Source organism: Rhodococcus sp. Q1 (assembly GCF_004153645.1).
Taxonomy (GTDB): Bacteria; Actinomycetota; Actinomycetes; order Mycobacteriales; family Mycobacteriaceae; genus Rhodococcus; species Rhodococcus gordoniae.
In genome coordinates this window covers 93893-120051 of record NZ_SDMJ01000002.1, presented here as the reverse complement: position 1 = coordinate 120051, position 26159 = coordinate 93893, and the positions used below count along the sequence as shown (strand labels likewise).

Genomic DNA, 26159 nt, shown 5'->3' with positions numbered 1-26159 from the left:
TGGACGCGTGACTGCAGACGATTCCGCACTTTCCGCCAAGGGCCGAGGGCTTCCCTCGATGAGCGAAGCCCTCGGCACTCCGACCGCGCACGAACCCGACGTCCGCGGCCATTTCGGAGTCTTCGGTGGCCGCTATGTGCCCGAGGCGCTCATGGCGGTGATCGAGGAGGTCACCGCCGCCTACGAGAAGGAACGCGTCGACCCCGGCTTCCTCGCCGAACTCGATCGGCTGCAGCGCGAGTACACCGGTCGCCCGTCCCCGGTCTACGAGGCCACTCGTCTCAGCGAACACGCGGGAGGCGCGCGCATCTTCCTCAAGCGCGAGGATCTCAACCACACCGGCTCGCACAAGATCAACAATGTGCTCGGGCAGGTGCTGCTCGCCAAGCGCATGGGCAAGACCCGCGTGATCGCCGAGACCGGCGCCGGCCAGCACGGCGTCGCCACCGCGACCGCGTGCGCCCTGTTCGGTCTCGAATGCCGGGTCTACATGGGCGAGGTCGACACCGAGCGGCAGGCGCTCAACGTCGCGCGCATGCGTCTGCTCGGCGCCGAGGTCATCGCTGCCAAGACCGGCTCGCGCACCCTCAAGGACGCGATCAACGAAGCGATGCGCGACTGGGTCACCAACGCCGACAACACCTATTACTGCTTCGGCACCGCCGCCGGTCCGCATCCCTTCCCGGCGATGGTCCGCGACTTCCAGCGCATCATCGGCCTCGAGGCACGCGTCCAGATCCGCGAGCTCACCGGTCGTCTGCCCGACGCCGTCGTCGCCTGCGTCGGCGGAGGGTCGAACGCGATCGGCATCTTCCATCCGTTCATCGACGACCCGTCCGTCAAGCTCGTCGGCTGCGAGGCCGGGGGAGACGGGGTCGAGACCGGACGCCACGCCGCCACCATCGGCGGCGGCACCCACGGTGCTCTGCACGGCGCGTACTCGTACCTGTTGCAGAACGAGGACGGCCAGACCATCGAATCGCATTCGATCTCCGCGGGGCTCGACTATCCCGGCGTCGGCCCCGAGCACGCCTGGCTCGCCGACACCGGCCGGGCCGAGTACCGCGCCGTCACCGACAGCGAGGCGATGGACGCCTTCGCGTTGCTGTGCCGCACCGAGGGCATCATCCCCGCTATCGAGTCGGCCCACGCCGTCGCCGGTGCCGTGAAGCTCGGCCCCGAACTCGGCAAGGGCGCCATCGTCCTCGTCAACCTGTCCGGTCGCGGAGACAAGGACGTCGACACCGCCGCCAAGTGGTTCGGTTACCTGCCGACCGACGAGTCCGCCGACAAGACCGGCCCCGAAGGAGCAGCCCAGTGAGCGCCCCGCACGAACGCCTGACCGAGATCTTCGCGACCTGCCGCGCCGAGAACCGCGCCGCGCTCGTCGGCTACCTCCCGGTCGGCTATCCGACCGTCGAGCGTTCCGTCGAGGCGATGAAGGTCCTCGTCGAGGGTGGCTGCGACCTCGTCGAGGTCGGCATCCCGTACAGCGACCCCGTCATGGACGGCACCACCATCCAGAACGCTGCGTTCGAGGCGATCGCCAACGGCGTCCGGGTCCGCGACGTCTTCCCCGCGGTCGAAGCGATCACCGCCGCCGGTGGCGCCGCAGTCGTGATGACCTACTGGAATCTCGTGAGCAAGTACGGCGTCGAGAACTTCGCGCGCGACCTCGCGGCGGCGGGCGGACTCGGCATCATCACACCGGATCTCGTGCCGGACGAGGCCGAGGAGTGGATCGCCGCCGCCGACAAGTACGGGCTCGGCCGGATCTTCCTGGTCGCACCGTCGTCGACCAACGAACGCCTCGCGATCACCCTCGACAAGTGCCGTGGCTTCGTCTACGCCACGTCGACGATGGGTGTCACCGGCGCTCGCGACAGTGTCGACAACCGCGCGCCGGAGATCGTCGCCCGGGTGCGCACGCACTCCGACATCCCGGTCGGCGTCGGCCTCGGTGTGCGCAACGGTGCACAGGCCGCGGAGATCGCGGGTTACGCCGACGGCGTGATCGTCGGTTCGGCGCTGGTCTCCGCAGTCGCGGAGGGACACGACGCGCTGCTCGCCCTCACACAGGATCTCGCGAAGGGCGTTCGCTCCGCTAACGTGCACTCGTGACATCCACTGCGTCTGTTCTGGCATATCTGCCGAGTCCGCCGCAGGGCGTCTGGTACCTCGGGCCCTTCGCCCTCCGTGCCTACGCCCTGTGCATCATCGTCGGGATCGTCGTAGCGATCTGGTGGGGCGACCGCCGCTGGGTCGCACGCGGCGGGCAGGCGGGCACCGTCCTCGACATCGCCGTGTGGGCGGTGCCCTTCGGCCTGATCGGCGGGCGGCTCTATCACGTCGCCACCGATTGGCAGAAGTACTTCGGAGCCGGGGCGGACCCGGTCGACGCCCTGAAGATATGGGAGGGCGGCCTCGGTATCTGGGGCGCCGTCGCGTTCGGTGCGCTGGGTGCGTGGATCGGGTGCCGCCGGCGCGGGATCCCGCTGCCCGCCTTCGGGGACGCGCTCGCCCCGGCGATCCTGCTGGCGCAGGCCATCGGGCGCCTCGGCAACTGGTTCAACCAGGAACTCTACGGCCGCGAGACCACGGTCCCGTGGGGACTCGAGATCTACGAGCGGCGCAACGGCGCGGGACAGGTCGCTCCCGGGCTGGTCGACGGTGTGTCCACGGGTGAGGTGGCCTTCGTCGTGCACCCGACCTTCCTCTACGAACTGCTGTGGAACCTCGCCGTGGTGCTGTTGCTGGTGCTCGTCGACCGGAAGTTCACGATCGGCCACGGACGACTGTTCGCCCTCTACGTGGCCGGGTACTGCGCGGGCCGGTTCTGGATCGAACTCATGCGCACGGACGCCGCCACCGAGATCGCGGGCATCCGGATCAACACGTTCACCTCGGGCATCGTGTTCGTGCTCGCGGTCGCGTACTTCGTCCTCGCGCGCAAGGGTCGCGAGGAGCCTTCGACATTGAATCCGGGGGCGGCAGCGCACGCGGCCGACCCGGCGGCCGAGGACGAGACGGCCGGGACCTCGCCTGCCGCCGGCACCGCCGGCCCCTCGCCTGCCGCCGGTAGAGTCGACGAGGCGACGTCCGGAGACAACAAGGGGGATCACTCGTGACCACACAGGACCCGGGAGCTGCGGGAGCACCCGATTCGGAGCCTGCCAAGCCGGACCTGACGAAGCGGACCGGGTCCGGACCCGGCGCGGACGCCCCGGATCGGTCGGAGAGCGACCAGACGCCGCCGCCCGATCTCGGGCGCGCCTTCGACTACGACGCCACCGCGCAGGCCTCGCTGTCGGCGCAACCGCCCACCCTCGACTCCCTCGGTGGTGCCACCGGCACTCCGGGGCCCGGATGGGACACCTATTCCGGTGTCGGCAACGGACCGGGTTGGGGCAACACCCCGAGTTACCCGCCGCCGGCCGAGCACCAGTCCGACTATCCGCCCCCGGGCGACTACCCCTACGGCGAGCATCCGGGCCGGACCGAGTCCGGGGCCGGGCCGGTCTACGGGACACCCGATCCGCACTTTCCGATCGGGTCCCCGCAACAGGACCCTTCGCAGGGCGGGTACACCGGTCCGCAGGGATCGCACCAGGCGCAGGGATACGGTCCGCCGCAGGGTGGGTACACCGGTCCGCAGGGATCGCACCAGGCGCAGAGTTACGGCCCGCCGCAGGGTGGACAGGGATACGGCCCGCCGCCCGGTTACGGGGTGATGCCCGCCTACGGCTACCCCGACCCGTCGAACCCGTACGGACGCGACGCCGCAGCGCCCTTCGGCCGCGATCCCTACACCGGTGAGCCCTATTCCGACAAGAGCAAGGTCACCGCGGGCGTGCTCGAGATCCTGCTCGGTGCCTTCGGTGCCGGACGCTTCTATCTCGACCAGCCGGGCGTGGCGGTCGCGCAGATCGCCGTCACCTGGCTCACCTGTGGTATCGGTGGCATCTGGCCGTTGATCGACGGCATCCTGATGCTCACCGGCAAGGTCCGCGACAAGAACGGACGTCAACTTCGTCCGTGATGCCCCGGCATCGCCCGTCTCACGGGCACCCCGGCGACACGCGCCGGGGTGCTGAGATGGAGGGTCCGGGCGTCGAGGGCTAGGCTCGAACCGTGACCCGACGCACCAAGATCGTTTGCACTATGGGGCCGGCCACCGCCGACCCCGATGTCCTGCGGAATCTCGTCGACGCCGGAATGGACGTCGCCCGCCTGAATTTCAGCCACGGCGAACACGCCGACCACGAGGGCCACTACAACCGGGTCCGCGCTGCGTCGGAGGCCTCCGGGCACGCCGTAGGCATCCTCGCCGATCTCCAAGGGCCGAAGATCCGGCTCGGACGATTCGCAGAGGACCGCACCGTATGGGAGCACGGTGAGGTCGTCCGCATCACCGTCGACGACGTGATGGGCGACCACGACCGCGTCTCGACCACCTACAAGGAACTCGCGCAGGACGCCGTCGCCGGCGACCGGCTGCTCGTCGACGACGGCAAGGTCGGATTGGTCGTCGAGGCCGTCGAAGGCAACGACGTCGTCTGCCGGGTCATCGAGGGCGGACCGGTCAGCAACAACAAGGGTGTCTCCCTGCCGGGGATGAATGTTTCCGTTCCGGCCATGTCGGAGAAGGACATCGAGGATCTCGAGTTCGCGCTCCGTCTCGGTGTCGACTTCATCGCCCTGTCGTTCGTGCGGTCCCCGGCCGACGTCGAACTCGTCCACGAGGTGATGGACCGGGTCGGCCGGCACGTGCCGGTGATCGCCAAGCTCGAGAAGCCCGAGGCCGTCGAGAACCTCGAGGCCGTGGTCCTCGCCTTCGACGCGGTCATGGTGGCGCGCGGCGATCTCGGCGTCGAGCTGCCGCTCGAGGAGGTCCCGCTCGTGCAGAAGCGCGCAATCCAGATTGCGCGCGAGAACGCCAAGCCCGTCATCGTCGCGACGCAGATGCTCGAGTCGATGATCGAGAACTCGCGTCCCACCCGCGCCGAGGCCTCCGATGTCGCGAACGCGGTGCTCGACGGCGCCGACGCTGTGATGCTCTCGGGTGAGACCTCCGTCGGGAAGTTCCCGGTCGAAACGGTCCGCACGATGGCGCGCATCATCACCGCCGTCGAATCCGATTCGACGGAAGTGCCTGCGCTGACGCACGTTCCGCGTACCAAGCGCGGTGTCATCTCGTACGCCGCCCGCGACATCGGCGAGCGTCTCGACGCCAAGGCGCTCGTCGCCTTCACCCAGTCCGGCGACACCGTGCGCCGACTGGCGCGTCTGCACACGCCGCTGCCGCTGCTCGCCTTCACGCCCGCCCCGCACATCCGTAACCAGCTGGCACTGACGTGGGGCACCGAGACCTTCTCGGTCGAACCGGTCGACACCACCGATCAGATGGTCGAACAGGTCGACGCCGCCTTGTTGTCGCTGGGCCGGTACCAGCGCGGCGACCTCGTAGTGATCGTCGCCGGTGCGCCCCCCGGACGTTCGGGTTCGACCAACCTCATCCACGTGCACCGGCTGGGTGAGAAAGACACCCGGTGACGCGTTCGGGCACAAGGGATCTCGATGTTCTCCTCGGCCTGCTCGATCTGGAGCAGGTCGAGGAGAACGTCTTCCGGGGCGGGCATCCGGCGCAGGTCGGCAGCCGCACCTTCGGCGGACAGCTCGTCGCGCAGGCGCTCGTCGCGGCCGGGCGGACCGTGGGTGATCGTCCCGTGCACGCGGTCAACGCCCACTTCATCCGGGGCGGCGACGTCAAGCGACCCATCGACTACCACGTCGTCACCCACCGGGACGGCCGGGATTTCGCCAACCGGATGGTCACCGCCTGTCAGGACGAGCAGGAACTGTTCGTCATGCTCGCCGCTTTCCAGCGATGGGGCAAGGGACTCGAACATTCGGTGACCGTCCCCGAAGTTCCACTGCCCGAAGCGCTTCCACCGATCGGCGAACGTCTGCGCGGCTTCGAGGACCAGCTGCCGCACTTCGTCGGCGCACTCAAGCCGATCGACATGCGTTACGCGAACGACCCTGCATGGGTGCTGCGGGGAGCGGGGGAGAAGCTCGGTCACAACCGTGTATGGATGCGCGCCGACGGGCAGTTGCCCGACGATCCGCTGCTCCACGTCGCCACGCTGGCCTATGCGTCCGACACGACCGTCCTCGATTCGATTCTCACCACCCACGGTCTGTCGTGGGGACTCGACCGGATCGTGGCCGCGACGGTCAACCATTCGATCTGGTTCCACCGTCCGCTGCGCTTCGACGAGTGGCATCTGTACGCCACCGAATCGCCGGTGGCCGCGGGGTCCCGCGGGATGGCGACGGGCCGTTACTTCACGATCGAGGGTGAGCTGGTGGCGACGGTCGTGCAGGAAGGGCTCATCCGTCACTTCCCGCCGCGTCGTCCGTCGGGGAGCTGATCGGCCGATCGGTCGACCGCGGCGGACAGTGCGCGCATGCCCTGCACGATCGTCATCGGGGCTTCGACGCCGGTCTCGTCGCACGGTGCGCGTGCAGCGTCGGCATGGGTCGGACCGATCGCGGAGACCGCGCCGAGCAGGTCCGTCTCGCGGTGTTCCGTCACGACCCGGACGCCATGAGCTCGCAATAGCCTCGCGGGTCGCGCTCGCCGTAGAGGGCGTACCAGGCGTCGAGGACACGCGGTTCGTACATGTCGAGCCGCGCGAAGATCGCGCGGGCGAAGTCGACCGGGGCGATGCCGCTCGCGGTGATGAGATCACCGTCCGTGACCGCGGGCGCGTCCCGGTACAGCCCCGCGCCGCCGTATCCGACACCCTGCAGGAACTCGAGGGCGTTGCTCGTATGGGGCCGCTCGTCGAGCAGTCCGGCAGCGGCGAGCGCACCGGTCGCGCCGCAGACCGCGGCCACCGGTACGCCGGCGTCGAGGAACTGCCGGGCCTTGTCGACGAAGGGGGCGTAGGCGTCGGTCGACCAGATGTCGTTGCCCGCGAGGATCAGCATCGCGCTGTCCTCCGGCGTCGCATCCGCGAGCACGGTGTCCGGGACTATCCGCAGTCCGCCCTTCGTCGTGACCGGCTCGGCGGAGACGCCGACCGTGCGGACGCGGTACCGTCCGGGATTCCGCTGCCATTCGGGATCCGCGATGTGCGCCGTGACGTATCCGATCTCCCAGTCCGCCAGGGTGTCGTACACGGCGACGTGAACCGTTTCCACCATGACAGTATGCTGGCAGGAACGTACTGTGCCGGCAACGGGCCTCGTTGCCCGTCGGGGGTGATTTGCCCGGTGGTCGCGGAGGCGATTAGCCTTGATCAGGACCACGTCGTGGCGCCACTGTCGTCGAAGGTCGCGCGCGGCCTCATCGGAGGAGAACATGGGCAACACTCACACGCAGACTGTGAGCACACGCGCTCGGGGCGCCGTGGCTCCTGCGTGTTGTCGTTGCCGCTGATCTCCCTGCCCGGGCAGCTCGTCCTGCCCTCACGATTTCCCTGAGTCCGCCGCGACCGACGGTCCGGCAAGCGACCGGGAATCCTCGCATCCGATGCGGTTCGAAAGGCACATCATGTCCGATTCGGCGGTATTACCCGTCGTCGATCTGTCCGATCTCGACGGCGACGACACAACACGTACTGCTCTGCTCGATCGTCTCCGGGTCGCCACCCACGAGATCGGGTTCTTCCATCTCGCCGGCCACGGGATCGACACCGTGCTCGCGGACGACCTCGTCGCCGCGGCCCGCGAGTTCTTCGCCCTTCCCGAGGCGGACAAGCTCGCCGTCGAGAACATTTACTCGCCTCACTTCCGCGGCTACACCCGCGTCGGTGGCGAGCGCACCCAGGGCAACGTCGACTGGCGCGAACAACTCGACATCGGTCCGGAGCGCGACGCCGTCGCCGAGATCGGCCCCGACCGTCCCTGGGAGGTGCTGCACGGCCCCAATCTGTGGCCGGAGCGGATCCCGCGACTGCGCGAACTGGCACTGCGCTGGATCGACGAGGCCGGCAACGTCGGACGCCGGCTGCTCGGTGCCTGGGCCGAATCGCTCGGCGCCCCGGCCGATCACTTCGAGAAGGCCTTTGCCGATCCCGACCCGCTGCTCAAGATCGCGCGCTATCCCGGGCACGACCGGTCGGTCACCGACCAGGGAGTAGGCAGTCACAAGGACGTCGGTGCGTTGACGCTGCTGTATCCCGAACCCGGCAGCACCGGATTCCAGGTCGAACTCGACGGTAGCTGGGTCGACATCGACCCGCTCCCAGGGCATTTCATCGTCAATATCGGGGAACTCCTCGAGGTCGCCACCGGTGGTTACCTCCAGGCGACGGTCCATCGGGTGCTGCCCCCGCCCGCGGGCACGGACCGCGTGTCGTTGCCGTTCTTCCTCAATCCCGGCCTCGACCGGGCACTCCCGCCGGTGGAGTTGCCCGCAGAACTCGCAGCAGCCGCCCGCGGTGTCGGTCCCGACGCGCACGGCGGTACCCTGCACGCCGTCTACGGCCTCAACGCACTCAAATCCCGCCTCCGGGCACACCCGAACGTGGCGGAGCGTTTTCACGCGGATCTCCTCGCCCGCTTCGCTGCACCCCGATAATCGATTCTGTCCGTCCCGCTATCCCTACGGAAGGTATCCACCCGATGTCACTGCGTCGTATCGTCGTCGCCTCCGCTGCGCTCACCCTCGCGGTGGGTCTCGCGGCCTGCTCGTCGTCCGAAGAGGACGGCACCACCCTCCGGATCTCTGCATCGTCCACTCCGCACGTCGAGATCCTCGACCACGTCGTGAGCACCGGGGCGCTGGGCGACTACACGCTCGACATCGTCGAGATCACCGGCGAGGTCGATCCCAACGAATTGCTCGAGGCCGGCGACGTCGACGCGAACTATTTCCAGCACGAGCCCTACCTGACGGACTGGCAGAAGCAGAAGGGTGTCGACGATCTCGTCGCGGTCGCCGACGTGCACCTCGAGCCGATCGGCCTGTACTCGAACAAGATCGGCTCGCTCGACGAGCTGAAGGACGGCGACACCGTCGCCGTGCCGCGCGACACCACCAACTACGCCCGCGCGCTGTACCTGCTCGAATCGGCCGGGCTGATCGAGATGGACGTGCCCTTCGAGGACGCCGACCTGTCGGTGGTCACCGAATCGAACATCACCGCCAACCCGAAGAACCTGAACCTCGTCGGCATCGAGCGTCCGCAGCTCGCCCGTCAGCTCGACGACGCGCAGATCACCGCCGCCGTGATCAACTCCAACTACGCGCTCGAAGCCGGCCTCGATCCGGCCGACGACGCCATCGTCACCGAGAAGGTGGAGAACAACCCCTTCTCCAACCTGCTCGTCGTGCGGGCCGAGAACGAGAACGACCCGGCCGTCACCGCTCTCGCCGAGGCTCTCGAATCGCCCGAGACGGCTGCCTGGATCGAGGAGACCTACTCCGGCGCCGTGCTTCCGGTTCACCCGACGAACTGATGATCGTCGTCGAGAACCTCGTCAAGACCTTCCCCGGAGCCGGGCGCTCCGGGGAGGTCGCGGCGCTGCGAGGGGTGTCGCTCGAGATCCCGGACGGCGAGATCTACGGCATCGTGGGCCCGTCCGGATCCGGCAAGTCCACCCTGTTGCGCTGCCTGAACCTGCTCGAGCGGCCCACCTCGGGACGGATCCTGCTCGGCAAGGACGATCTGTCGACGTTGTCCGGCGCCGATCTGCGTGCGGCCCGTCGCCGGATCGGGACGGTCTTCCAGCAGTTCAACCTGCTGCATTCGCGCACGGTGATCCGGAACGTGGAGTTCCCGCTCGAGGTAGCCGGGGTGAGCAAGGAGCAGCGACGGAAACGAGCCCTGGAACTGCTCGATCTCGTCGGCCTGGTGGGCAAGGGGGAGAGCTTCCCGTCGCAGCTGTCCGGTGGTCAGCAACAGCGTGTGGGTATCGCCCGCGCACTCGCGGCCGAACCGGAGGTACTGCTGTGCGACGAGGCCACGAGCGCCCTGGACCCCGACACCACCGATCAGGTTCTCGATCTCGTCGCCGAGGTGAACAGACGACTGGGTGTCACGGTCGTGGTGATCACGCACGAACTCGGGGTGCTGCGCCGGATCTGCACCTCGGCCGCACGTCTCGCCGCAGGGCAGGTCGTCGAGACCGGCCGGATCGTCGATCTCGTCGCCGATCCCGAATCGGCACTCGGGCACGCACTCGTCCCGGTCGGCACCGACCCGTCGGCGGGATCGGGTGCGGACACGGCTCTGGTCACCGCAATCGGCGATGCCGCACACGGACCGTGGCTCGCGGAGATGATCCGTGCCCTCGACACCGATGTCGCAGTGGTCGGTGGCCGGGTCGAACAGGTCGGCAGCGTCACCGTGGGCCGGATGCGCCTGCGGTTCACGGCGGGCACCGACCGGGCACGCATCGAGGGATTCGTGGCCGAACGCCCGTACCTGAGCCTTGCCTGGGGGACGGAAGGCGAACTGGAGGGACTCACGGAATGACGGTGCAGGCGCGATGAACAAGCTGCAGTGGTACGACGCCTTCCCGGAAGTGTGGGAAGCCACCCTCGAGACGCTCTACATGGTTGCCGTGTCGTTCCTGCTCACCATCGTCGGTGGTGTGCTGGTCGGGATCGTATTGCAGTTGACCTCACCGTCCGGACTGTGGCCCCGCAGGACGCTCAACACCGTTCTCGGTGTGATCGTCAACCTGTTCCGGTCGCTGCCCTTCCTCATTCTGCTGATCGCCCTGATCGGGTTCACCCGCTTCGTCGTGGGCACCGCGATCGGGCCCACCGCGGCGATCGTGCCGCTCACCATCGGCGCGATCCCGTTCTTCGGCCGGATCGTCGAATCCGCGTTGCGGGAGGTGCCGCGCGGCCGGGTCGAGGCGGCCCAGGCGATGGGAGCCACGAACCTCCAGATCGTGCGCAAGGTGCTGCTGCCGGAGGCGTTGTCGCCGCTGATCGCCGGAGCCACCCTCACGCTCGTGCTGCTGGTGGGCTACTCGGCGATGGCCGGCGTCATCGGTGGTGGCGGTCTCGGCGACTTCGCGATCGTCTACGGCTACCAGCGGTTCAACACGCCGGTGCTGCTGGTCGCGGTGGTCGTTCTCATCGTGATGGTGCAGATCATGCAGTCCATCGGTGATCTTATGATCCGCAGGCTCGCGCACCGGCGGTGACACCCGGGAGCCGAGCGCACCACCGGTGGCGTCCGGCTCAGCGGTCGAGCTTCGCGATCGCCTCGTCGATGAGCGGGATGTAGCGGTCGATCGCCCACGGCACGGTGAGCGGATTGATGATCGACGAGCCGGTGACGAAAGGTTGTTCCTTCGGCGCGACCAGCGACCCGCGGGCGACCGCCGGGATCTGCCGGTAGACCGGCTGGGCTTCGATCTCGGCGCGGTTCGCCGGGTCGGAGTAGAAGGTGAAGATCAGGTCCGATTCGGACAGCAGGCCGGCGTTCTCGAGACCGATGACCGCGGAGTCGGTGCCCTCGGTCTCCTCGAGCGTCTCCGCGACCGGGTCGACCGTCAATCCGAGTCCGCGGACCATCGCCACCCGTTGTTCATCGGGCATGAACACCCCGAGCGTGCCGGGGCCGGTGTTGTAGATGTAGGAGAACGTCACGTCGGTGTACTCGGGATGGGCAGCCGCGGCGGCCTCGAAGGTGTCCTCGATCTCGGTGATCAGGCCGAGGGACTCCTCGTGCCGGCCGAGGGCGGTGCCGATGGTCTCGATCTGGTCCTGCCAGGTGATCGTCCACGGCAGTTCGGGATAGGCGACGGTCGGGGCGATCGCGGACAACAGGTCGTACTGTTCCTGCGTGATCCCGGACCACGGAGCAAGGATGACGTCCGGCGCGAGTCGGGCGATCGCCTCGACGTCCACCTCGGCTCCGCCGGTGAACTGTTCGGGCAGCGGCTCGTCACGCTCGGTCAATTCCTCGTGGATCCAGGGCAGATATCCCGTTTCGTCGCTGCCCCAGGGATATTCCTCCACACCGATCGGGGTGACACCCAATGCGATCGCCGTCTCGGCCGAGCCCATCCCGAGCGTGACGACCCGTTCGGGTTGCGCGTCGATCTCGGCGGTCCCCAGTGCGTGTTCGATCACGACGGGCTCGAATTCGCCGGTGGGTGAGTCGTTCGGCTCGATGTCGGCTCCGGACGAGCAGGCCGTGAGGGCGACGGCGGCGGCGACCAGCACGGCGGTCGCGCGCGGAATGCGCATCAGGGCTACCGGGCGAGGCTCGCGGCCGGGGCGCAGGGATCGGAGTTTCATGGGTACCTCTCGGCGATGGGGGCAGATCAAGAGGTGAGCCTAACCTTCTTTCGAGCCCGTCGGTGACCGGCAGATTTCAGGGTGCCCGTCGGATTCGTGATGTCCCACAAACAGATCACGAGACGCATGTCACATTTGATAGTATTCTGTTATCGAAACCGCTCACGGCCCGAGCGGAGAAGGGAATGGCCGTAACCGGCTCCTGCGGGGGTTCGCTCGTCACCGACAATTCGTCGACAGGGATGGTGAGTGGACGCGGGAGTGCGGGAGGGGTCGTTCCGGGGAGGAACGGAGATGCTCATGGTTGCATCCACAGGCAAGAGGTCCGATTCGATACCACGCTCGAGTCGGCGAATTCTCGCGATCATCGCGCTCACGGGAATGCTCACGATCGGTTTCCTGGCGGCGGTGTTCACCGGGTCCTATCTGATCGGCGGTGCGTTCGCCATGCTGACCGGTGCGTGCATCGTCCTGGCGCACCTGATGATCGCGCCCGCCTCGATCATCCACGACGACGAGGCGGAGACGGCTGCCCGTTCCGATGTCCGGGGGCGGTGGCATCTTCTCGGAAGCGGATCCTGATCTCGGGCTCCGTCTCCGTACCGCCCCGCGACACGCGGGTTCCCCGGGCGAACCACCGGCCTCGGCTAGCATCGTGCCCGTGACCGACTCGCTGCGCATCCTCGTCTACAGCGACGATGCGACCGTGCGGCAGCAGGTTCGTGATGCCCTCGGTACCCGCCTGCACCCGGATCTGCCCCCGCTCGACTATGTGGAGGTCGCGACACCACCGGTCGTCGTCGAACGCATGCATGCCGGCGACATCGATCTCGCCGTGCTCGACGGTGAATCCGCTCCGGCCGGCGGAATGGGGATCGCGAAGCAGCTCGAGGACGAACTCGACTCGTGTCCGCCGATCGTCGTCCTGATCGCCCGCGCCGACGATGAATGGCTGGCCCGCTGGTCGGGCGCCGAGGTGGCGCTGCGGCGTCCGGTCGACCCGATCCGGCTCGGCCGGCAGGTCCTTGCTCTGCTCACCTCCCGCTCCCGCCACTCCTGACCCTTCGGGCGCGGCCGGCAGACCGCGAACCTGTATGAGGGGAGGGGAATCTACCCTCCTTCCCGGTGCGGAGCAGCCCGACACGCCGCCCCGAATCGGGGGTGTGAAATCGCGACAAGTCCGACGCGAACACCACTAGTGTGTGCCGTAACTCACATGCCCGCCCTGGGGCGAGGACCCCGGTGCACGGCGGAGTGGGTGCGCGGGCGACGAGAAGGCCCGCGGCCGGATTCGCGCGAGGAACCGGAGGTGGCATGAACGCCTATGTACCGATCCTGGTACTCGGTGGCATCGCGCTGGCCTTCGCGGTTTTCTCCGTCGCGGTGGCGAGCCTCGCGGGCCCGAGCCGATACAACCGCGCCAAGCTCGATGCGTACGAGTGCGGCATCGACCCCACACCCCAGCCGGTGGGAGGTGGCCGCTTCCCGGTGAAGTACTACCTCACCGCGATGCTGTTCATCATCTTCGACATCGAGATCGTCTTCCTGTACCCGTGGGCGGTCCATTTCGACGCGCTCGGCGTCTTCGGTCTGGCGGCGATGGCGCTGTTCATGTTCAACGTCTTCGTCGCCTACGCCTACGAGTGGAAACGAGGAGGCCTGACATGGGACTGACGACCCGCGTGTACGACGGGATGTCCTGCCAGCGAAGGGGTTACGAGAGCGGACGGCAAACGACCGGGCGTCCGGTCCGATTCCGGGGAAGGTGACGGGCGATGGGCATCGAGGAGAAGGTCCCCAGCGGTTTTCTGCTCAGCACCGTCGAGACCCTGGCCGGTTTCGCGCGCAAGGGCTCCTTGTGGCCGGCGTCCTTCGGGCTCGCGTGCTGCGCCATCGAGATGATGGCCACCGCCGGTGGCCGCTACGACATCGCCCGCTTCGGTATGGAGGCCTTCCGGGCCTCCCCGCGACAGGCCGACGTCATGATCGTCGCCGGCCGAGTCAGCCAGAAGATGGCTCCCGCCCTGCGCCGCGTCTACGACCAGATGGTCGAACCGAAGTGGGTGCTCGCGATGGGCGTGTGCGCCTCGTCGGGCGGCATGTTCAACAACTACGCGATCGTTCAGGGGGTCGACCACGTCGTCCCCGTCGACATCTACCTTCCGGGCTGCCCGCCCCGGCCCGAGATGCTCCTGCACGCCATCCTCATGCTGCACGAGAAGATCGCGCAGATGCCACTGGGTGTGAACCGGGCCGAGGCGATCCGCGCCGCCGAGGAAGCGGCCCTGGCCCAACGTCCCCTCATCGAACTGACGGTGCCGCCGCGATGACCGATCTCGAACGGACAGGATCCGACCACGACGACCGCGCCGACGAGGTGATCGCCGTCCGACGCGGCATGTTCGGGGTGCGTGGATCCGGTGACACCAGCGGCTACGGCCGCCTCGTGCGCCGGGTGACGCTGCCCGGCAGCACCGAGCGACCCTACGGCGGGTACCTCGACGACCTCGTCGACACGCTCGAGGACGTCCTCGACGAGCGATCCGGCGACACCGGCGTCGGCTATGCCCAGGCGGTCGAGAAGGTCGTCGCGCACCGCCACCAACTGACCGCCTTCGTCCGCCGCGAGCAGCTGCCCCTCGTGGCCGGCACCCTGCGCGACCATCCCGCGCTCCGATTCGAGCTGTGCCTCGGGGTGTCGGGCGTGCACTATCCGCAGGAGACGGGCCGGGAACTGCACGCGGTGTATCCACTCGTCTCGATCACCCACAACCGCCGCATGCGTCTCGAGGTCGCGATCCCCGACAGCGACCCGCACGTCCCGTCGCTGTACCGCATCTACCCGACGAACGACTGGCACGAACGCGAGACCTACGACTTCTTCGGGATCGTCTTCGACGGTCATCCCGCGCTCACGCGCATCGAGATGCCCGACGACTGGCGCGGGCACCCCCAGCGCAAGGACTACCCTCTCGGCGGAATCCCCGTGAAGTACAAGGGAGCCCGGATCCCGCCACCCGACGAACGGAGGGCGTACACGTGATGAGCGAACCCGCCGGCGAGACCGTCTTCGACGCCGTCGGACGCGACTGGGACGACATCGCCGCCGCCGTGCGCGACAGCGGTGAGGACCACATCGTCGTCAACATGGGACCCCAGCACCCGTCCACCCACGGCGTCCTGCGCCTGATCCTCGAGATCGACGGCGAGACGGTCACCGAGGCGCGTTGCGGAATCGGGTATCTCCACACCGGAATCGAGAAGAATCTCGAATACCGCAACTGGACCCAGGGCGTCACCTTCGTCACGCGCATGGACTACCTCGCGCCGTTCCACAACGAGACCGCCTACTGCCTCGGTGTCGAGAAACTCCTCGGCATCGAGGATCTCGTCCCCGAACGCGCGCAGGTCGTGCGGGTGATGCTGATGGAACTCAACCGCATCTCCTCGCATCTGGTGGCGCTGGCCACCGGCGGCATGGAACTCGGTGCGACGACACCGATGCTGTTCGGATTCCGCGAGCGCGAACTGATCCTCGACGTCTTCGAGACGATCACCGGACTGCGGATGAACCACTCCTACATCCGGCCCGGCGGACTCTCCCAGGACCTGCCCGACGAGGCCGTGCCGATGATCCGCGACCTGCTCGCCGCGCTGCCCGCCCGGCTCGCCGATCTCGAAGCGTTGTTCACCGACAATCCGATCTTCATCTCGCGCACCCGAGACATCGGCTGCCTCGATCTCACCGGATGCATGGCCCTCGGCGTCACCGGCCCGATCCTCCGATCCACCGGACTGCCCTACGACCTGCGCCGCGCCGAACCCTATTGCGGTTACGAGACCTACGAGTTCGACATCGTCACCGCCGAGGGATCCGACTGCTACGCGCGCTATCTCGTGCGGATCGGGGAGATGCGCGAATCGTTGAAGATCGTCGAGCAGTGCCTCGACCGGCTCCGTCCCGGCCCGGTGATGGTGCAGGACGGCAAGATCGCCTGGCCGTCGAAACTGCAGCTCGGACCGGACGGACTCGGCAACTCGCCCGACCACATCCGCCACATCATGGGCGAGTCGATGGAGGGCCTGATCCACCACTTCAAACTCGTCACAGAGGGCATCCGCGTCCCGGCGGGACAGGTCTACATCGGCGTCGAATCGCCACGCGGCGAACTCGGCGTCCACCTGGTCAGCGACGGCGGCACGCGGCCCTACCGCGTGCACTACCGCGATCCGTCGTTCACGAATCTGCAGGCCGTCGCGGCGATGTGCGAAGGCGGCATGGTCTCCGACGTCATCGCCGCCGTCGCCAGCATCGACCCGGTGATGGGGGGAGTGGACCGATGAGCACCGAATTCGTGCGCGCCGCGGGCGCGGAGACCGTCGGCACCGCGGCCACGAGCGAGACCACCGCCGCCGTGCCGATGACCGAACCCGCTGCGCGCGAACCCGTCCTCGTCCCGCTCGGACCGCGACCCGACGAGGACACCTATCTCACCCCACCCGACGCGCCGCGCCGCTATCCCGACGACGTGCGCGCCCGTCTCGACGCCGACGCCGACCGGATCGTCGCGCGCTACCCGCAGCCACGATCGGCGCTGCTACCGCTGCTGCATCTGGTGCAGGCGGAGGACGGCTACATCACGCCCGCCGGGATCGAGTTCTGTGCCCGGCGGCTGGGGCTCACCGGCGCCGAGGTCGCCGCCGTCTCGACCTTCTACACCATGTACCGCCGCTCGCCGACGGGCCGCCACCACGTGGGGGTGTGTACGAACGCGCTGTGCGCGGTGATGGGCGGCGACGAGATCTTCTCCGCGCTGTGCACCCGGCTCGGCATCGGACACGACGAGACCACCGCCGACGGCGCGATCACCCTCGAACACATCGAGTGCAACGCGGCGTGCGACTACGCCCCGGTGATGACCGTCGACTGGGAGCTGTTCGACAACCGCACCGTCGACTCCGCGGTCGAGCTCGTCGACGAACTGCTCTCCGGCGGCACGCCCACACCGACGCGCGGCGCACCGCTGCGCAGCTTCCGCGACACCGCACGCCTGCTGGCCGGTTTCCCCGACCGCCGGCCCGGCGCGCTCGACGCCGCCGGCACCGCCGGACCGGCCTCCCTGGCCGGACTCGGGGTCGCCCGCGAGCACGACATGCGGGCACCGGAACCGCCGGAGAAGGACGAGGCCGTCGTCACCGTCGGGAAATCCCCGACGGGTCTGACCCCTGTGCTCACCCGTCACTGGGACGAGGAGCGGGCGTGGACCCTCGACGCCTACCGGCGGCACGGCGGCTACGAGGCCCTGCCCATCGCGCTCGGTACGGATCCGGACGCCGTCATCGCCGCGGTGAAGGACTCCGGGATCCGCGGCCGCGGCGGTGCCGGATTCTCCACCGGCACCAAGTGGTCGTTCATCCCGCAGGGCGACGACAAGCCGCACTACCTCGTCGTCAACGCCGACGAATCCGAACCGGGAACCTGCAAGGACATCCCGTTCATGCTGGCCACCCCGCACGCCCTCGTCGAAGGCGTCATCATCGCCGCCTACGCGATCCGCGCCCGGCACGCGTTCATCTATCTGCGCGGGGAGGCCGTCCCGGTGCTGCGGCGCCTGCACGCCGCGGTCGCCGAGGCCTACGAGGCCGGCTATCTAGGACGCGACATCCTCGGTTCCGGATACGACCTCGAACTCGTCGTCCACGCCGGTGCGGGCGCGTACATCTGCGGTGAGGAGACGGCCCTGCTCGACTCCCTCGAGGGCCGACGCGGCCAGCCTCGTCTGCGCCCACCCTTTCCCGCCGTCGCCGGCCTGTACGCGTGCCCGACCGTCGTCAACAACGTCGAATCCATCGCGAACGTCCCGCTCGTCGTCCGCAACGGTGTGGACTGGTACCGCTCGATGGGCACCGAGAAATCACCGGGCTTCGCGATGTTCTCCCTGTCCGGGCACGTCACCGCCCCCGGCCAGTACGAGGCTCCGCTCGGCATCACACTGCGGGAGCTGCTCGGCTACGCCGGGGGTGTGCGCGCCGGCCACCGGCTCAAGTTCTGGACACCCGGCGGTTCGTCGACCCCGATCTTCACCGACGAACATCTCGACGTCCCTCTGGACTACGAGAACGTCGCCGCCGCCGGGTCGATGCTCGGGACCCGGGCCCTGCAGATCTTCGACGAGACCACCTGCGTCGTCCGCACGGTGCTGCGCTGGACGGAGTTCTACGCCCACGAATCGTGTGGCAAGTGCACCCCCTGCCGCGAGGGCACCTGGTGGCTCGTGCAGATCCTCGACCGGCTCGAACACGGTCGGGGTACCGAAGCCGACCTGGAGAAGCTGCTCGACATCTCCGACAACGTCCTCGGCCGGGCATTCTGCGCGCTCGGTGACGGTGCGACCAGCCCGATCACCTCCTCGGTGAAGTACTTCCGCGACGAGTATCTCGCCCACTTCGAGCACGGCGGCTGCCCGTTCGACCCGCACCTGTCGACGCTCGCCGCCGATACCCCCGCGGAAGGAGGCGAGCGATGACCGCCGTGTCCGGTGCCGGTGCGGAGAAGTCCGAGACCACCGACCTCGTGAACGTCACCATCGACGACACCGAGATCGCCGTGCCGAAGGGCACTCTCGTGATCCGCGCCGCCGAACTGATCGGGGTGCAGATCCCGCGGTTCTGCGACCACCCACTGCTCGAGCCGGTCGGCGCGTGCCGCCAGTGCCTCGTCGAGGTCGAGGGACAGCGCAAACCGCTCGCCTCGTGCACCTCGGTGGTCACCGACGGGATGGTCGTGCGCACCCAGTTCACCTCGCCGGTAGCCGACAAGGCACAGCGCGGCGTGATGGAACTGCTGCTCATCAACCATCCGCTCGACTGCCCGGTGTGCGACAAGGGTGGTGAGTGCCCGCTGCAGAACCAGGCGATGTCCAACGGCCGCGCCGAGTCCCGCTTCGAGGACACCAAACGCACCTATCCGAAACCCATCGCGATCTCCTCACAGGTGCTCCTCGACCGCGAACGGTGCGTGCTGTGCGCCCGGTGTACCCGCTTCGCCGATCAGGTCGCGGGCGACCGGTTCGTCGACATGCTCGACCGCGGAGCGCTGCAGCAGGTCGGCATCTACACCGAGGAACCGTTCGAGTCGTATTTCTCCGGCAACACCGTCCAGATCTGCCCGGTCGGTGCCCTCACGGGCGCCGCCTACCGGTTCCGCGCCCGCCCGTTCGACCTGGTCTCCACACCGAGCGTGTGCGAACACTGCGCGAGCGGTTGCGCCCAACGCACCGACCACCGTCGCGGAGCCGTGCTGCGCCGCCTCGCCGGAGACGACCCCGAGGTCAACGAGGAATGGAATTGCGACAAGGGACGCTGGGCGTTCACCTACGCCACCGCCGACGACCGCCTCACCACGCCCCTCGTCCGCGACCACACGGGAGCGCTCGTCCCCGCCTCGTGGATCGAGGCGCTCGGGGTCGCCGCCCGCGGCCTGGCGGCGGCACGTGGCAGGGCCGCAGTCCTGACCGGCGGCCGGCTCACCGTCGAGGACGCCTACGCCTACGCGAAATTCGCGCGTACGGCGCTCGGCACCAACGACATCGACTTCCGCAGCCGCGCCTTGTCGGACGAGGAGACGGCCTTCCTCGCCGCACGGGTCGCCGGACGGCACCTCGAGGTCACCTACCGCGACCTCGACCGCGCGCCGGCGGTGCTGCTCGTCGGATTCGAACCCGAGGAGGAATCGCCGATCGTCTTCCTGCGACTGCGCCAGGCGGTCCGGCGGAACAGGCTGCAGGTCTTCACGATCGCACCGTTCGCCTCGCGCGGCGTGCACAAGCTGTCGGGGCGACTCGAGCAGTGCGTACCGGGCGACGAGGCGCGTGCACTCGACGCGATCCGCACCGGGTCGTCCTCCGACGCGGCCGCCGCAATGCGAACTCCGGGTGCGATCGTGCTGGTGGGGGAGCGCGCTGCGGCATCACCCGGTGCGCTGTCTGCCGCGGCGGCCCTCACCGATGAGACCGGGGCCCGCCTGGCGTGGATCCCGCGGCGCGCCGGTGACCGCGGGGCCCTCGAAGCGGGTGCGTTCCCGACCCTGCTGCCCGGGGGCCGCCCGGTCGACGACCCGCAGGCCCGTCGCGACATCGAGTCGGCGTGGGGTATTCCGCCAGACACCCTGCCGTCCCGACCGGGCCGCGACACCGCGGCGATCCTGGCCGCAGCCACCGAGGGCGCGCTGGGCGCGCTCGTGGTGGCCGGGGTCGAACCCGCCGACCTGCCCGATCCCGATGCCGCACATGCCGGCATCGACGGCGCCGGGTTCGTCGTGAGTCTGGAAGTGCGGCGCAGCACGGTGACCGACCGCGCCGACGTCGTCTTTCCCGTCGCGCCGGTAGCCGAGAAGGCCGGGAGCTTCCTCGACTGGGAAGGGCGCGAGCGGGTGTTCCCGATCGCGCTCCGCGACACCGGGGCACTGCCCGACCACCGCGTGCTCGCGGCGATCGCCGATGCTCTGGATCCGGATACCGGACTCGACGGTCCCGGCTCCCACGACGTCGACACTCTGCGCCGCGAACTCGCGGCCCTCGGGCGATGGACGGGCGCCGTCCCCGAGACACCGGTGACGTCTCCGCGACCTGCACCTCGTCCCGTGCTCGGGGAGGCGGTCCTCGCCACCTGGCGGATGCTCCTCGACGCGGGCCGGTCGCAGGACGACGAACCCCACCTCGCCGGGACGGCCCACGAACCCGTCGCCCGCCTGTCGGCCGCGACAGCAGCGGAAATCGGGGCGGCCGAACACCGTTCGCTCACCGTCTCCACCGGGCGTGGGTCGATCACGCTTCCGCTGGTGATCGACGAGCTGCCCGACCGCGTCGTCTGGTTGCCCACCGCGTCGCCGGGATCGATGGTGCACGCCGAGCTCGGCGTCACCGCCGGTGATGTGGTGCGGATCCGAGCCGCCGCGACGACGAGCACGGGATCGGCCGAGGAGGATCCGCGATGAGCGTCACCGCCCAGCAGTCCGTGGACCTGTCGATGTTCGGTATCGATCCGTGGTGGCTCGTCGTCGTGAAGGCCCTCGCGATCTTCGCGTTCCTGGTTCTGACCACGCTCGTGATGATCCTCGCCGAACGCAAGATCATGGCCTGGATGCAGATGCGGGTCGGACCCGACCGGGTCGGACCGAAGGGGCTGTTCCAGACCGTCGCCGACGGCCTGAAACTCGCTCTCAAGGAAGGCATCATCCCTACCGGGGTGGACAAGCCGATCTATCTGCTCGCCCCGATCATCGCGACGGCCCCGGCGTTCATGGCGTTCGCGGTCGTCCCGTTCGGACCGGAGGTGTCGATCTTCGGAACTCGAACGCCGCTGCAGCTCACGGACCTTCCCGTCGCGGTCCTCTACGTCCTGGCGATCACCTCCGTCGGCGTCTACGGCATCGTGCTCGCCGGCTGGGCCTCCGGCTCGACCTACCCCCTGCTCGGTGGCCTCCGCTCCACCGCGCAGGTCATCTCCTACGAGATCGCGATGGGACTCGCGTTCGCCGCGGTCTTCCTGCAGGCGGGCACCATGTCGACCTCGGGGATCGTCGCCGCGCAGAACGATCTGTGGTTCGTCGTGCTGCTGCTCCCGTCGTTCCTGGTGTACTCGGTGTCGATGGTGGGGGAGACCAACCGCGCTCCCTTCGATCTTCCCGAAGCCGAAGGCGAACTCGTGGGCGGCTTCCACACCGAGTACTCGTCGCTGCGGTTCGCGATGTTCATGCTCGCGGAGTACGTCAACATGGTCACTGTCTCCGCGCTCGCGACCACCTTGTTCCTCGGCGGCTGGCACGCGCCGTGGCCGCTGACGCTGTGGAGCGGCGCGAACTCGGGCTGGTGGCCGCTGCTGTGGTTCGTGATCAAGGTGTGGGTCGTGCTGTTCGTCTTCGTCTGGCTGCGCAGCACTCTGCCGAGGTTGCGATACGACCAGTTCATGGCCCTGGGCTGGAAACTGCTCATCCCCGTCTCGGTGGTGTGGGTGATGGTCGTGGCCGTGCTGCGCCTCCTCGACGGCGACGATGTGCTTCCCGGCACCGCGAGTCTCATCGTCGCCGGTGTGCTGTCCACGGCGCTGCTGTTCGGCTACCTGTCCCTGCGCGCGCGGCGGACCCGGCGTACCGCACAGGCGATCGAGCTGCCCGGACCCGACGAGGAATTCGACGCCATGGCCGGTGGATTCCCCGTGCCGCCACTACCTGCCCGGTCGGGCACCCGACCGAGCCCGCCCGCTTCGGCGGGTCGTCTCCCAGGAGGATCGTGATGGTCGAATTCCGCGGCCCGCTGGCCGGTTTCGGTGTGACGCTCACGACGATGTTCAAGAAGCCCAACACCGAGCAGTATCCGGAGCAGAAGAGACCCACCGCACCCCGCTATCACGGACGCCACCAGCTGAACCGGTATCCGGACGGGCTCGAGAAATGCATCGGCTGCGAACTGTGCGCGTGGGCGTGCCCGGCCGACGCCATCCACGTCGAGGGCGCCGACAACACCGATCAGGAGCGGTACTCGCCCGGGGAACGATACGGACGTGTCTACCAGATCAACTACCTGCGGTGCATCGGCTGTGGACTGTGCATCGAGGCGTGCCCGACCCGCGCGCTCACCATGACCAACGAGTACGAGATGGCGGCGGACAACCGCACCGACATGATCTACGAGAAGGACCGGTTGCTCGCCCCCCTCGAATCCGGGATGCAGCCACCTCCGCATCCCATGGCGCCCGGCGCCACGGACGAGGACTACTACCGGGGCACGATCCCGGTGCCCGAGCACGTGTCCGCCGCCGACGGGGAGGAACACCGGTGACCACCGCCCTGCTCGCCGCCGAACTCGTCACGACCTCCACCGGGGAGGCCGTGCAGTTCTGGATCCTCGGTGCCGTCGCGGTGCTCGGGGCGCTCGGCGTCGTCGTCGCCCCGAAAGCCGTGTACTCGGCGCTGTTCCTCGCCGTGACGATGATCGTGCTCGCCGTCTTCTACATCGCGCAGGACGCCGTGTTCCTCGGTGTGGTGCAGGTCGTGGTCTACACCGGCGCGGTCATGATGCTGTTCCTGTTCGTGCTCATGCTCGTCGGCATCGACTCGTCCGATTCCCTCGTCGAAACCATCAAGGGCCAGCGCGTTCTCGCGATCGTCGTGGCGATCGGGTTCGCGGTGATGCTCATCGGCGGCATCGGGAACACCGCGGTGTCCGGATTCGCGGGACTCGACGCCGCCAACGCCGGCGGCAACGTCGAGGGCCTGGCGGTGTTGCTGTTCATCGACTTCGTCTGGGCGTTCGAACTCACCGGGGCGCTGCTCATCACCGCCACCGTGGGCGCGATGGTGCTCGCCCACCGGGAACGATCGGAGCCCAGGAAGACCCAGCGCGAACTCGCCGCACGCCGGTTCCGTGAAGGAGAACGGGTCACTCCGCTGCCGGCTGCGGGTGTCTACGCCCGCCACAACGCCGCCGACGTTCCGGCCCTGCTCCCGGACGGCTCGTTCTCCGAACTGTCGGTCGGTGAGCTGCTCGGCCGCATCGGCCGCGACTGGGACCACACCGAGCTCGGCCTGCGCGAACCCGGCGGTGACGACGCGAGGAAGGATCGGCGATGAACCCCGAGAACTACCTCTACCTGTCGGCACTGCTGTTCACCATCGGCGCAGTGGGAGTTCTCGTCCGCCGCAACGCCATCGTCGTGTTCATGTGCGTCGAACTGATGCTCAACGCCGCCAACCTGGCCTTCGTCACCTTCGCGCGGATGCACGGCAACCTCCACGGCCAGGTGTTCGCCTTCTTCACGATGGTCGTCGCGGCCGCCGAGGTCGTCGTCGGTCTCGCCATCATCGTGACGATCTTCCGGACGAGGCGATCCGCCTCCGTCGACAACGCCGACCTGCTCAAGTACTGACGACCCACGAGGACGGTGAGTGTGAGAGCCCACGACGAACCGAGAGGACACGCGACATGACGTCGTTCCTGAACTCGGCGCTGTGGACGATACCGGCACTGCCCTTGGCCGGCGCGTTCGTACTGCTGCTCCTCGGGCGGCGCAGCGACAGCTGGGGACATCTGCTCGGATGTGCCACTGCGATTGCCTCGTTCGTCGTCTGCGCCGTCATGTTCGCCGGGTTGCTCGGACTCGACGCGAACGCCCGGCTCGCACAGCAGACCTTGTTCGCCTGGGTGCCGGTCGGCGAGCTGCAGGTCGATCTCGGCCTCCGGCTCGACGCGCTGTCGATCTGCTTCGTGCTGCTCATCACGGGCGTGGGAACGCTGATCCACCTCTACTCGATCGGGTACATGGCACACGATCCGGAACGCCGGAAGTTCTTCGCCTATCTCAACCTGTTCCTCGCGGCGATGCTGGTGCTCGTCCTCGCCGACAACTTCCTCGTCCTGTATCTCGGGTGGGAAGGGGTCGGACTCGCCTCCTACCTGCTCATCGGCTTCTGGCAGTACAAGCCCACTGCCGCGACCGCCGCGAAGAAGGCGTTCGTCGTCAACCGCGTCGGCGACATGGGGCTCCTCATCGCTCTCCTGATCATGTTCGCGACCTTCGGCAGCCTCGACTACGACACGGTCTTCGCCGCGGTCCCCGCCGTGACCGAAGGCACGGTGACGGCGATCGGCCTGTGTCTGCTCCTGGCCGCGTGCGCGAAATCCGCTCAGCTGCCGCTGCAGTCGTGGCTCGGCGACGCGATGGAAGGTCCCACCCCGGTCTCGGCGCTCATCCACGCCGCGACCATGGTCACCGCCGGCGTCTATCTCGTCGTCCGGGCGAACGCGATCTTCGACGCCGCACCGGCGGCACGACTCGCCGTGGTCGTCGTCGGTGCCGCGACGTTGCTCTTCGGCGCGATCATCGGCTGCGCCAAGGACGACATCAAGAAGGCGCTCGCGGCGTCGACGATGAGCCAGATCGGCTACATGGTGCTCGCCGCCGGGCTCGGCCCCGCCGGCTACGCCTTCGCGATCCTGCACCTGCTCACCCACGGCTTCTTCAAGGCCGGGCTGTTCCTCGGCGCCGGTTCGGTGATGCACGCGATGAACGACGAAACCGACATGCGCCGCTTCGGCGGTCTCCGCGCGGTCATGCCGATCACCTTCGCCACCTTCGGGCTGGGGTATCTCGCCATCATCGGCATCCCGCCGTTCGCGGGCTTCTTCTCCAAGGACAAGATCATCGAGGTCGCCTTCGCCGCGGGTGGCGTCGAAGGAGCCGTGCTCGGTCTCGTAGCGCTGCTCGGCGCGGGGCTGACCGCCTTCTACATGACCCGCGTGATGATCCTGACCTTCTTCGGCGACCGGCGATGGGCGTCCGGCGCCACCCCGCACGAGTCGCCGGCCTCGATGACCTGGCCGATGATCGCTCTCGCCGTGGGCTCCGTCGGCGCCGGCGGGCTGCTGGTGCTCGGCGGCGCGCTGCAGCACTGGCTCGAACCCGTCGTCGGATACGACCACCACGAGGGCGGCCTGCCCGTCCTGCTCGTGACCACCCTCACTCTGGCGGTCGTGCTCGCCGGTGTCGCCGTCGCCTACCGGCAGTACGTGCGCGAACCTGTGCCCGAGACGGCACCGGAGGCGGTGTCGGCGCTGACCGTCGCCGCGCGCCGCGACCTCTACGGCGACGCGGTGAACGAAGCGGTGCTCATGCGTCCCGGCCAGGGCATGGTGCGCGCCCTGGACGCCGTCGAGTCGACCGGGATCGACGGCTCCGTCACCGGTGCGGCCACCGGGATCGGTGCGCTCTCGCGCGGACTGCGCCGATTGCAGACCGGCTTCGTCCGTTCGTACGCGTTGTACATGTTCGCCGGCGCGACCGTCGTGGTCGGCGCGCTCGTCCTGGTGACGCTGTGATGGGGGTGTAC

Annotated in this window: 26 protein-coding genes; 23 read left to right on the top strand and 3 right to left on the bottom strand. The window is 68.4% G+C overall.

Going from position 1 to position 26159, the window contains the following annotated elements; all coding sequences use genetic code 11:
• The first annotated feature begins 58 nt into the window (after positions 1–58).
• The 6 genes from trpB (at position 59) to EQ874_RS05345 (ending at position 6434) form a co-directional block, all read left to right on the top strand.
• Positions 59–1321 carry a tryptophan synthase subunit beta gene (gene trpB, locus EQ874_RS05370; protein ID WP_129976503.1) on the top strand — a complete coding sequence of 421 codons (1263 nt, stop codon included), beginning with the start codon at positions 59–61 and terminating at the stop codon, positions 1319–1321.
• Positions 1318–2121 (top strand): tryptophan synthase subunit alpha, encoded by an 804-nt coding sequence (trpA, locus tag EQ874_RS05365; protein ID WP_016935009.1) that lies wholly within the window; start codon positions 1318–1320, stop codon positions 2119–2121. Before trpB ends, trpA begins: the two co-directional genes overlap by 4 nt.
• Positions 2118–3128 (top strand): prolipoprotein diacylglyceryl transferase, encoded by a 1011-nt coding sequence (gene lgt, locus EQ874_RS05360; protein WP_064062975.1) that lies wholly within the window; start codon positions 2118–2120, stop codon positions 3126–3128. The genes trpA and lgt overlap by 4 nt, the downstream gene beginning before the upstream one ends.
• The gene (locus tag EQ874_RS05355; RefSeq protein WP_064062976.1) at positions 3125–4039 is read left to right on the top strand and encodes a TM2 domain-containing protein; all 915 of its coding nucleotides are present in this window, start codon (positions 3125–3127) and stop codon (positions 4037–4039) included. Before lgt ends, EQ874_RS05355 begins: the two co-directional genes overlap by 4 nt.
• Before the next feature lie 92 nt (positions 4040–4131).
• Positions 4132–5553, top strand: a complete 1422-nt coding sequence (pyk, locus tag EQ874_RS05350) for a pyruvate kinase (RefSeq protein WP_064062977.1) — start codon at positions 4132–4134, stop codon at positions 5551–5553.
• Positions 5550–6434: an acyl-CoA thioesterase II gene (locus tag EQ874_RS05345; protein WP_129976118.1), complete on the top strand. Its 885-nt coding sequence runs from the start codon at positions 5550–5552 to the stop codon at positions 6432–6434. Before pyk ends, EQ874_RS05345 begins: the two co-directional genes overlap by 4 nt.
• Here EQ874_RS05345 and EQ874_RS05340 read toward each other — a convergent pair.
• Entirely contained in the window at positions 6401–6598 is a 198-nt protein-coding gene (locus EQ874_RS05340; protein ID WP_016935355.1) for a hypothetical protein, read from the bottom strand. The two genes, EQ874_RS05345 and EQ874_RS05340, sit on opposite strands and share 34 nt — an antisense overlap.
• Positions 6595–7212: a DJ-1/PfpI family protein gene (locus EQ874_RS05335; RefSeq protein WP_207213495.1), complete on the bottom strand. Its 618-nt coding sequence runs from the start codon at positions 7210–7212 to the stop codon at positions 6595–6597. The genes EQ874_RS05340 and EQ874_RS05335 overlap by 4 nt, the downstream gene beginning before the upstream one ends.
• Before the next feature lie 349 nt (positions 7213–7561).
• Here EQ874_RS05335 and EQ874_RS05330 point away from each other — a divergent pair, with 349 nt between their 5' ends.
• The 4 genes from EQ874_RS05330 to EQ874_RS05315 are packed head-to-tail and all read left to right on the top strand — an operon-like array spanning position 7562 to position 11172.
• Positions 7562–8590, top strand: a complete 1029-nt coding sequence (locus tag EQ874_RS05330) for a 2-oxoglutarate and iron-dependent oxygenase domain-containing protein (protein ID WP_064063033.1) — start codon at positions 7562–7564, stop codon at positions 8588–8590.
• A gap of 44 nt (positions 8591–8634) precedes the next feature.
• Positions 8635–9471, top strand: a complete 837-nt coding sequence (locus EQ874_RS05325) for a MetQ/NlpA family ABC transporter substrate-binding protein (RefSeq protein WP_129976116.1) — start codon at positions 8635–8637, stop codon at positions 9469–9471.
• Positions 9471–10490 carry a methionine ABC transporter ATP-binding protein gene (locus EQ874_RS05320; RefSeq protein WP_064062981.1) on the top strand — a complete coding sequence of 340 codons (1020 nt, stop codon included), beginning with the start codon at positions 9471–9473 and terminating at the stop codon, positions 10488–10490. The genes EQ874_RS05325 and EQ874_RS05320 overlap by 1 nt, the downstream gene beginning before the upstream one ends.
• Positions 10491–10503: 13 nt before the next feature.
• Positions 10504–11172, top strand: a complete 669-nt coding sequence (locus EQ874_RS05315; protein ID WP_129976114.1) for a methionine ABC transporter permease — start codon at positions 10504–10506, stop codon at positions 11170–11172.
• Between the two features lie 37 nt (positions 11173–11209).
• Here EQ874_RS05315 and EQ874_RS05310 read toward each other — a convergent pair whose 3' ends face one another.
• Positions 11210–12223: an iron-siderophore ABC transporter substrate-binding protein gene (locus EQ874_RS05310; protein ID WP_129976501.1), complete on the bottom strand. Its 1014-nt coding sequence runs from the start codon at positions 12221–12223 to the stop codon at positions 11210–11212.
• Between the two features lie 351 nt (positions 12224–12574).
• On the opposite strand from EQ874_RS05310, the gene EQ874_RS05305 reads away from it, so the two are divergent.
• From EQ874_RS05305 to nuoL, 13 genes are all read left to right on the top strand, one after another.
• Positions 12575–12856: a hypothetical protein gene (locus tag EQ874_RS05305; RefSeq protein WP_232284797.1), complete on the top strand. Its 282-nt coding sequence runs from the start codon at positions 12575–12577 to the stop codon at positions 12854–12856.
• A 73-nt stretch (positions 12857–12929) separates the two neighbouring features.
• Positions 12930–13334: a response regulator transcription factor gene (locus tag EQ874_RS05300; protein ID WP_129976112.1), complete on the top strand. Its 405-nt coding sequence runs from the start codon at positions 12930–12932 to the stop codon at positions 13332–13334.
• A 254-nt stretch (positions 13335–13588) separates the two neighbouring features.
• Complete coding sequence (locus tag EQ874_RS05295) at positions 13589–13948, top strand: NADH-quinone oxidoreductase subunit A (RefSeq protein WP_016935086.1); 360 nt, start codon at positions 13589–13591, stop codon at positions 13946–13948.
• Between the two features lie 101 nt (positions 13949–14049).
• Complete coding sequence (locus EQ874_RS05290) at positions 14050–14604, top strand: NADH-quinone oxidoreductase subunit B (RefSeq protein ID WP_006554043.1); 555 nt, start codon at positions 14050–14052, stop codon at positions 14602–14604.
• Positions 14601–15317 carry an NADH-quinone oxidoreductase subunit C gene (locus EQ874_RS05285; protein ID WP_129976110.1) on the top strand — a complete coding sequence of 239 codons (717 nt, stop codon included), beginning with the start codon at positions 14601–14603 and terminating at the stop codon, positions 15315–15317. The genes EQ874_RS05290 and EQ874_RS05285 overlap by 4 nt, the downstream gene beginning before the upstream one ends.
• Entirely contained in the window at positions 15317–16618 is a 1302-nt protein-coding gene (locus tag EQ874_RS05280; RefSeq protein WP_242496659.1) for an NADH-quinone oxidoreductase subunit D, read from the top strand. Before EQ874_RS05285 ends, EQ874_RS05280 begins: the two co-directional genes overlap by 1 nt.
• Entirely contained in the window at positions 16615–18801 is a 2187-nt protein-coding gene (nuoF, locus tag EQ874_RS05275; protein ID WP_129976106.1) for an NADH-quinone oxidoreductase subunit NuoF, read from the top strand. Before EQ874_RS05280 ends, nuoF begins: the two co-directional genes overlap by 4 nt.
• A complete protein-coding gene (locus EQ874_RS05270; RefSeq protein ID WP_129976104.1) occupies positions 18798–21269 on the top strand; it encodes an NADH-quinone oxidoreductase subunit G in 2472 nt (823 codons plus the stop codon). Before nuoF ends, EQ874_RS05270 begins: the two co-directional genes overlap by 4 nt.
• Positions 21266–22567 carry an NADH-quinone oxidoreductase subunit NuoH gene (gene nuoH / locus EQ874_RS05265; protein ID WP_129976102.1) on the top strand — a complete coding sequence of 434 codons (1302 nt, stop codon included), beginning with the start codon at positions 21266–21268 and terminating at the stop codon, positions 22565–22567. The genes EQ874_RS05270 and nuoH overlap by 4 nt, the downstream gene beginning before the upstream one ends.
• Positions 22567–23112: an NADH-quinone oxidoreductase subunit NuoI gene (nuoI, locus tag EQ874_RS05260; protein WP_064062988.1), complete on the top strand. Its 546-nt coding sequence runs from the start codon at positions 22567–22569 to the stop codon at positions 23110–23112. The genes nuoH and nuoI overlap by 1 nt, the downstream gene beginning before the upstream one ends.
• Positions 23109–23903 carry an NADH-quinone oxidoreductase subunit J gene (locus EQ874_RS05255; protein ID WP_129976100.1) on the top strand — a complete coding sequence of 265 codons (795 nt, stop codon included), beginning with the start codon at positions 23109–23111 and terminating at the stop codon, positions 23901–23903. The genes nuoI and EQ874_RS05255 overlap by 4 nt, the downstream gene beginning before the upstream one ends.
• Positions 23900–24199 carry an NADH-quinone oxidoreductase subunit NuoK gene (gene nuoK / locus EQ874_RS05250; RefSeq protein WP_016935375.1) on the top strand — a complete coding sequence of 100 codons (300 nt, stop codon included), beginning with the start codon at positions 23900–23902 and terminating at the stop codon, positions 24197–24199. Before EQ874_RS05255 ends, nuoK begins: the two co-directional genes overlap by 4 nt.
• Before the next feature lie 56 nt (positions 24200–24255).
• Complete coding sequence (gene nuoL, locus EQ874_RS05245) at positions 24256–26148, top strand: NADH-quinone oxidoreductase subunit L (protein WP_129976098.1); 1893 nt, start codon at positions 24256–24258, stop codon at positions 26146–26148.
• The last annotated feature ends 11 nt before the right edge of the window (positions 26149–26159 follow it).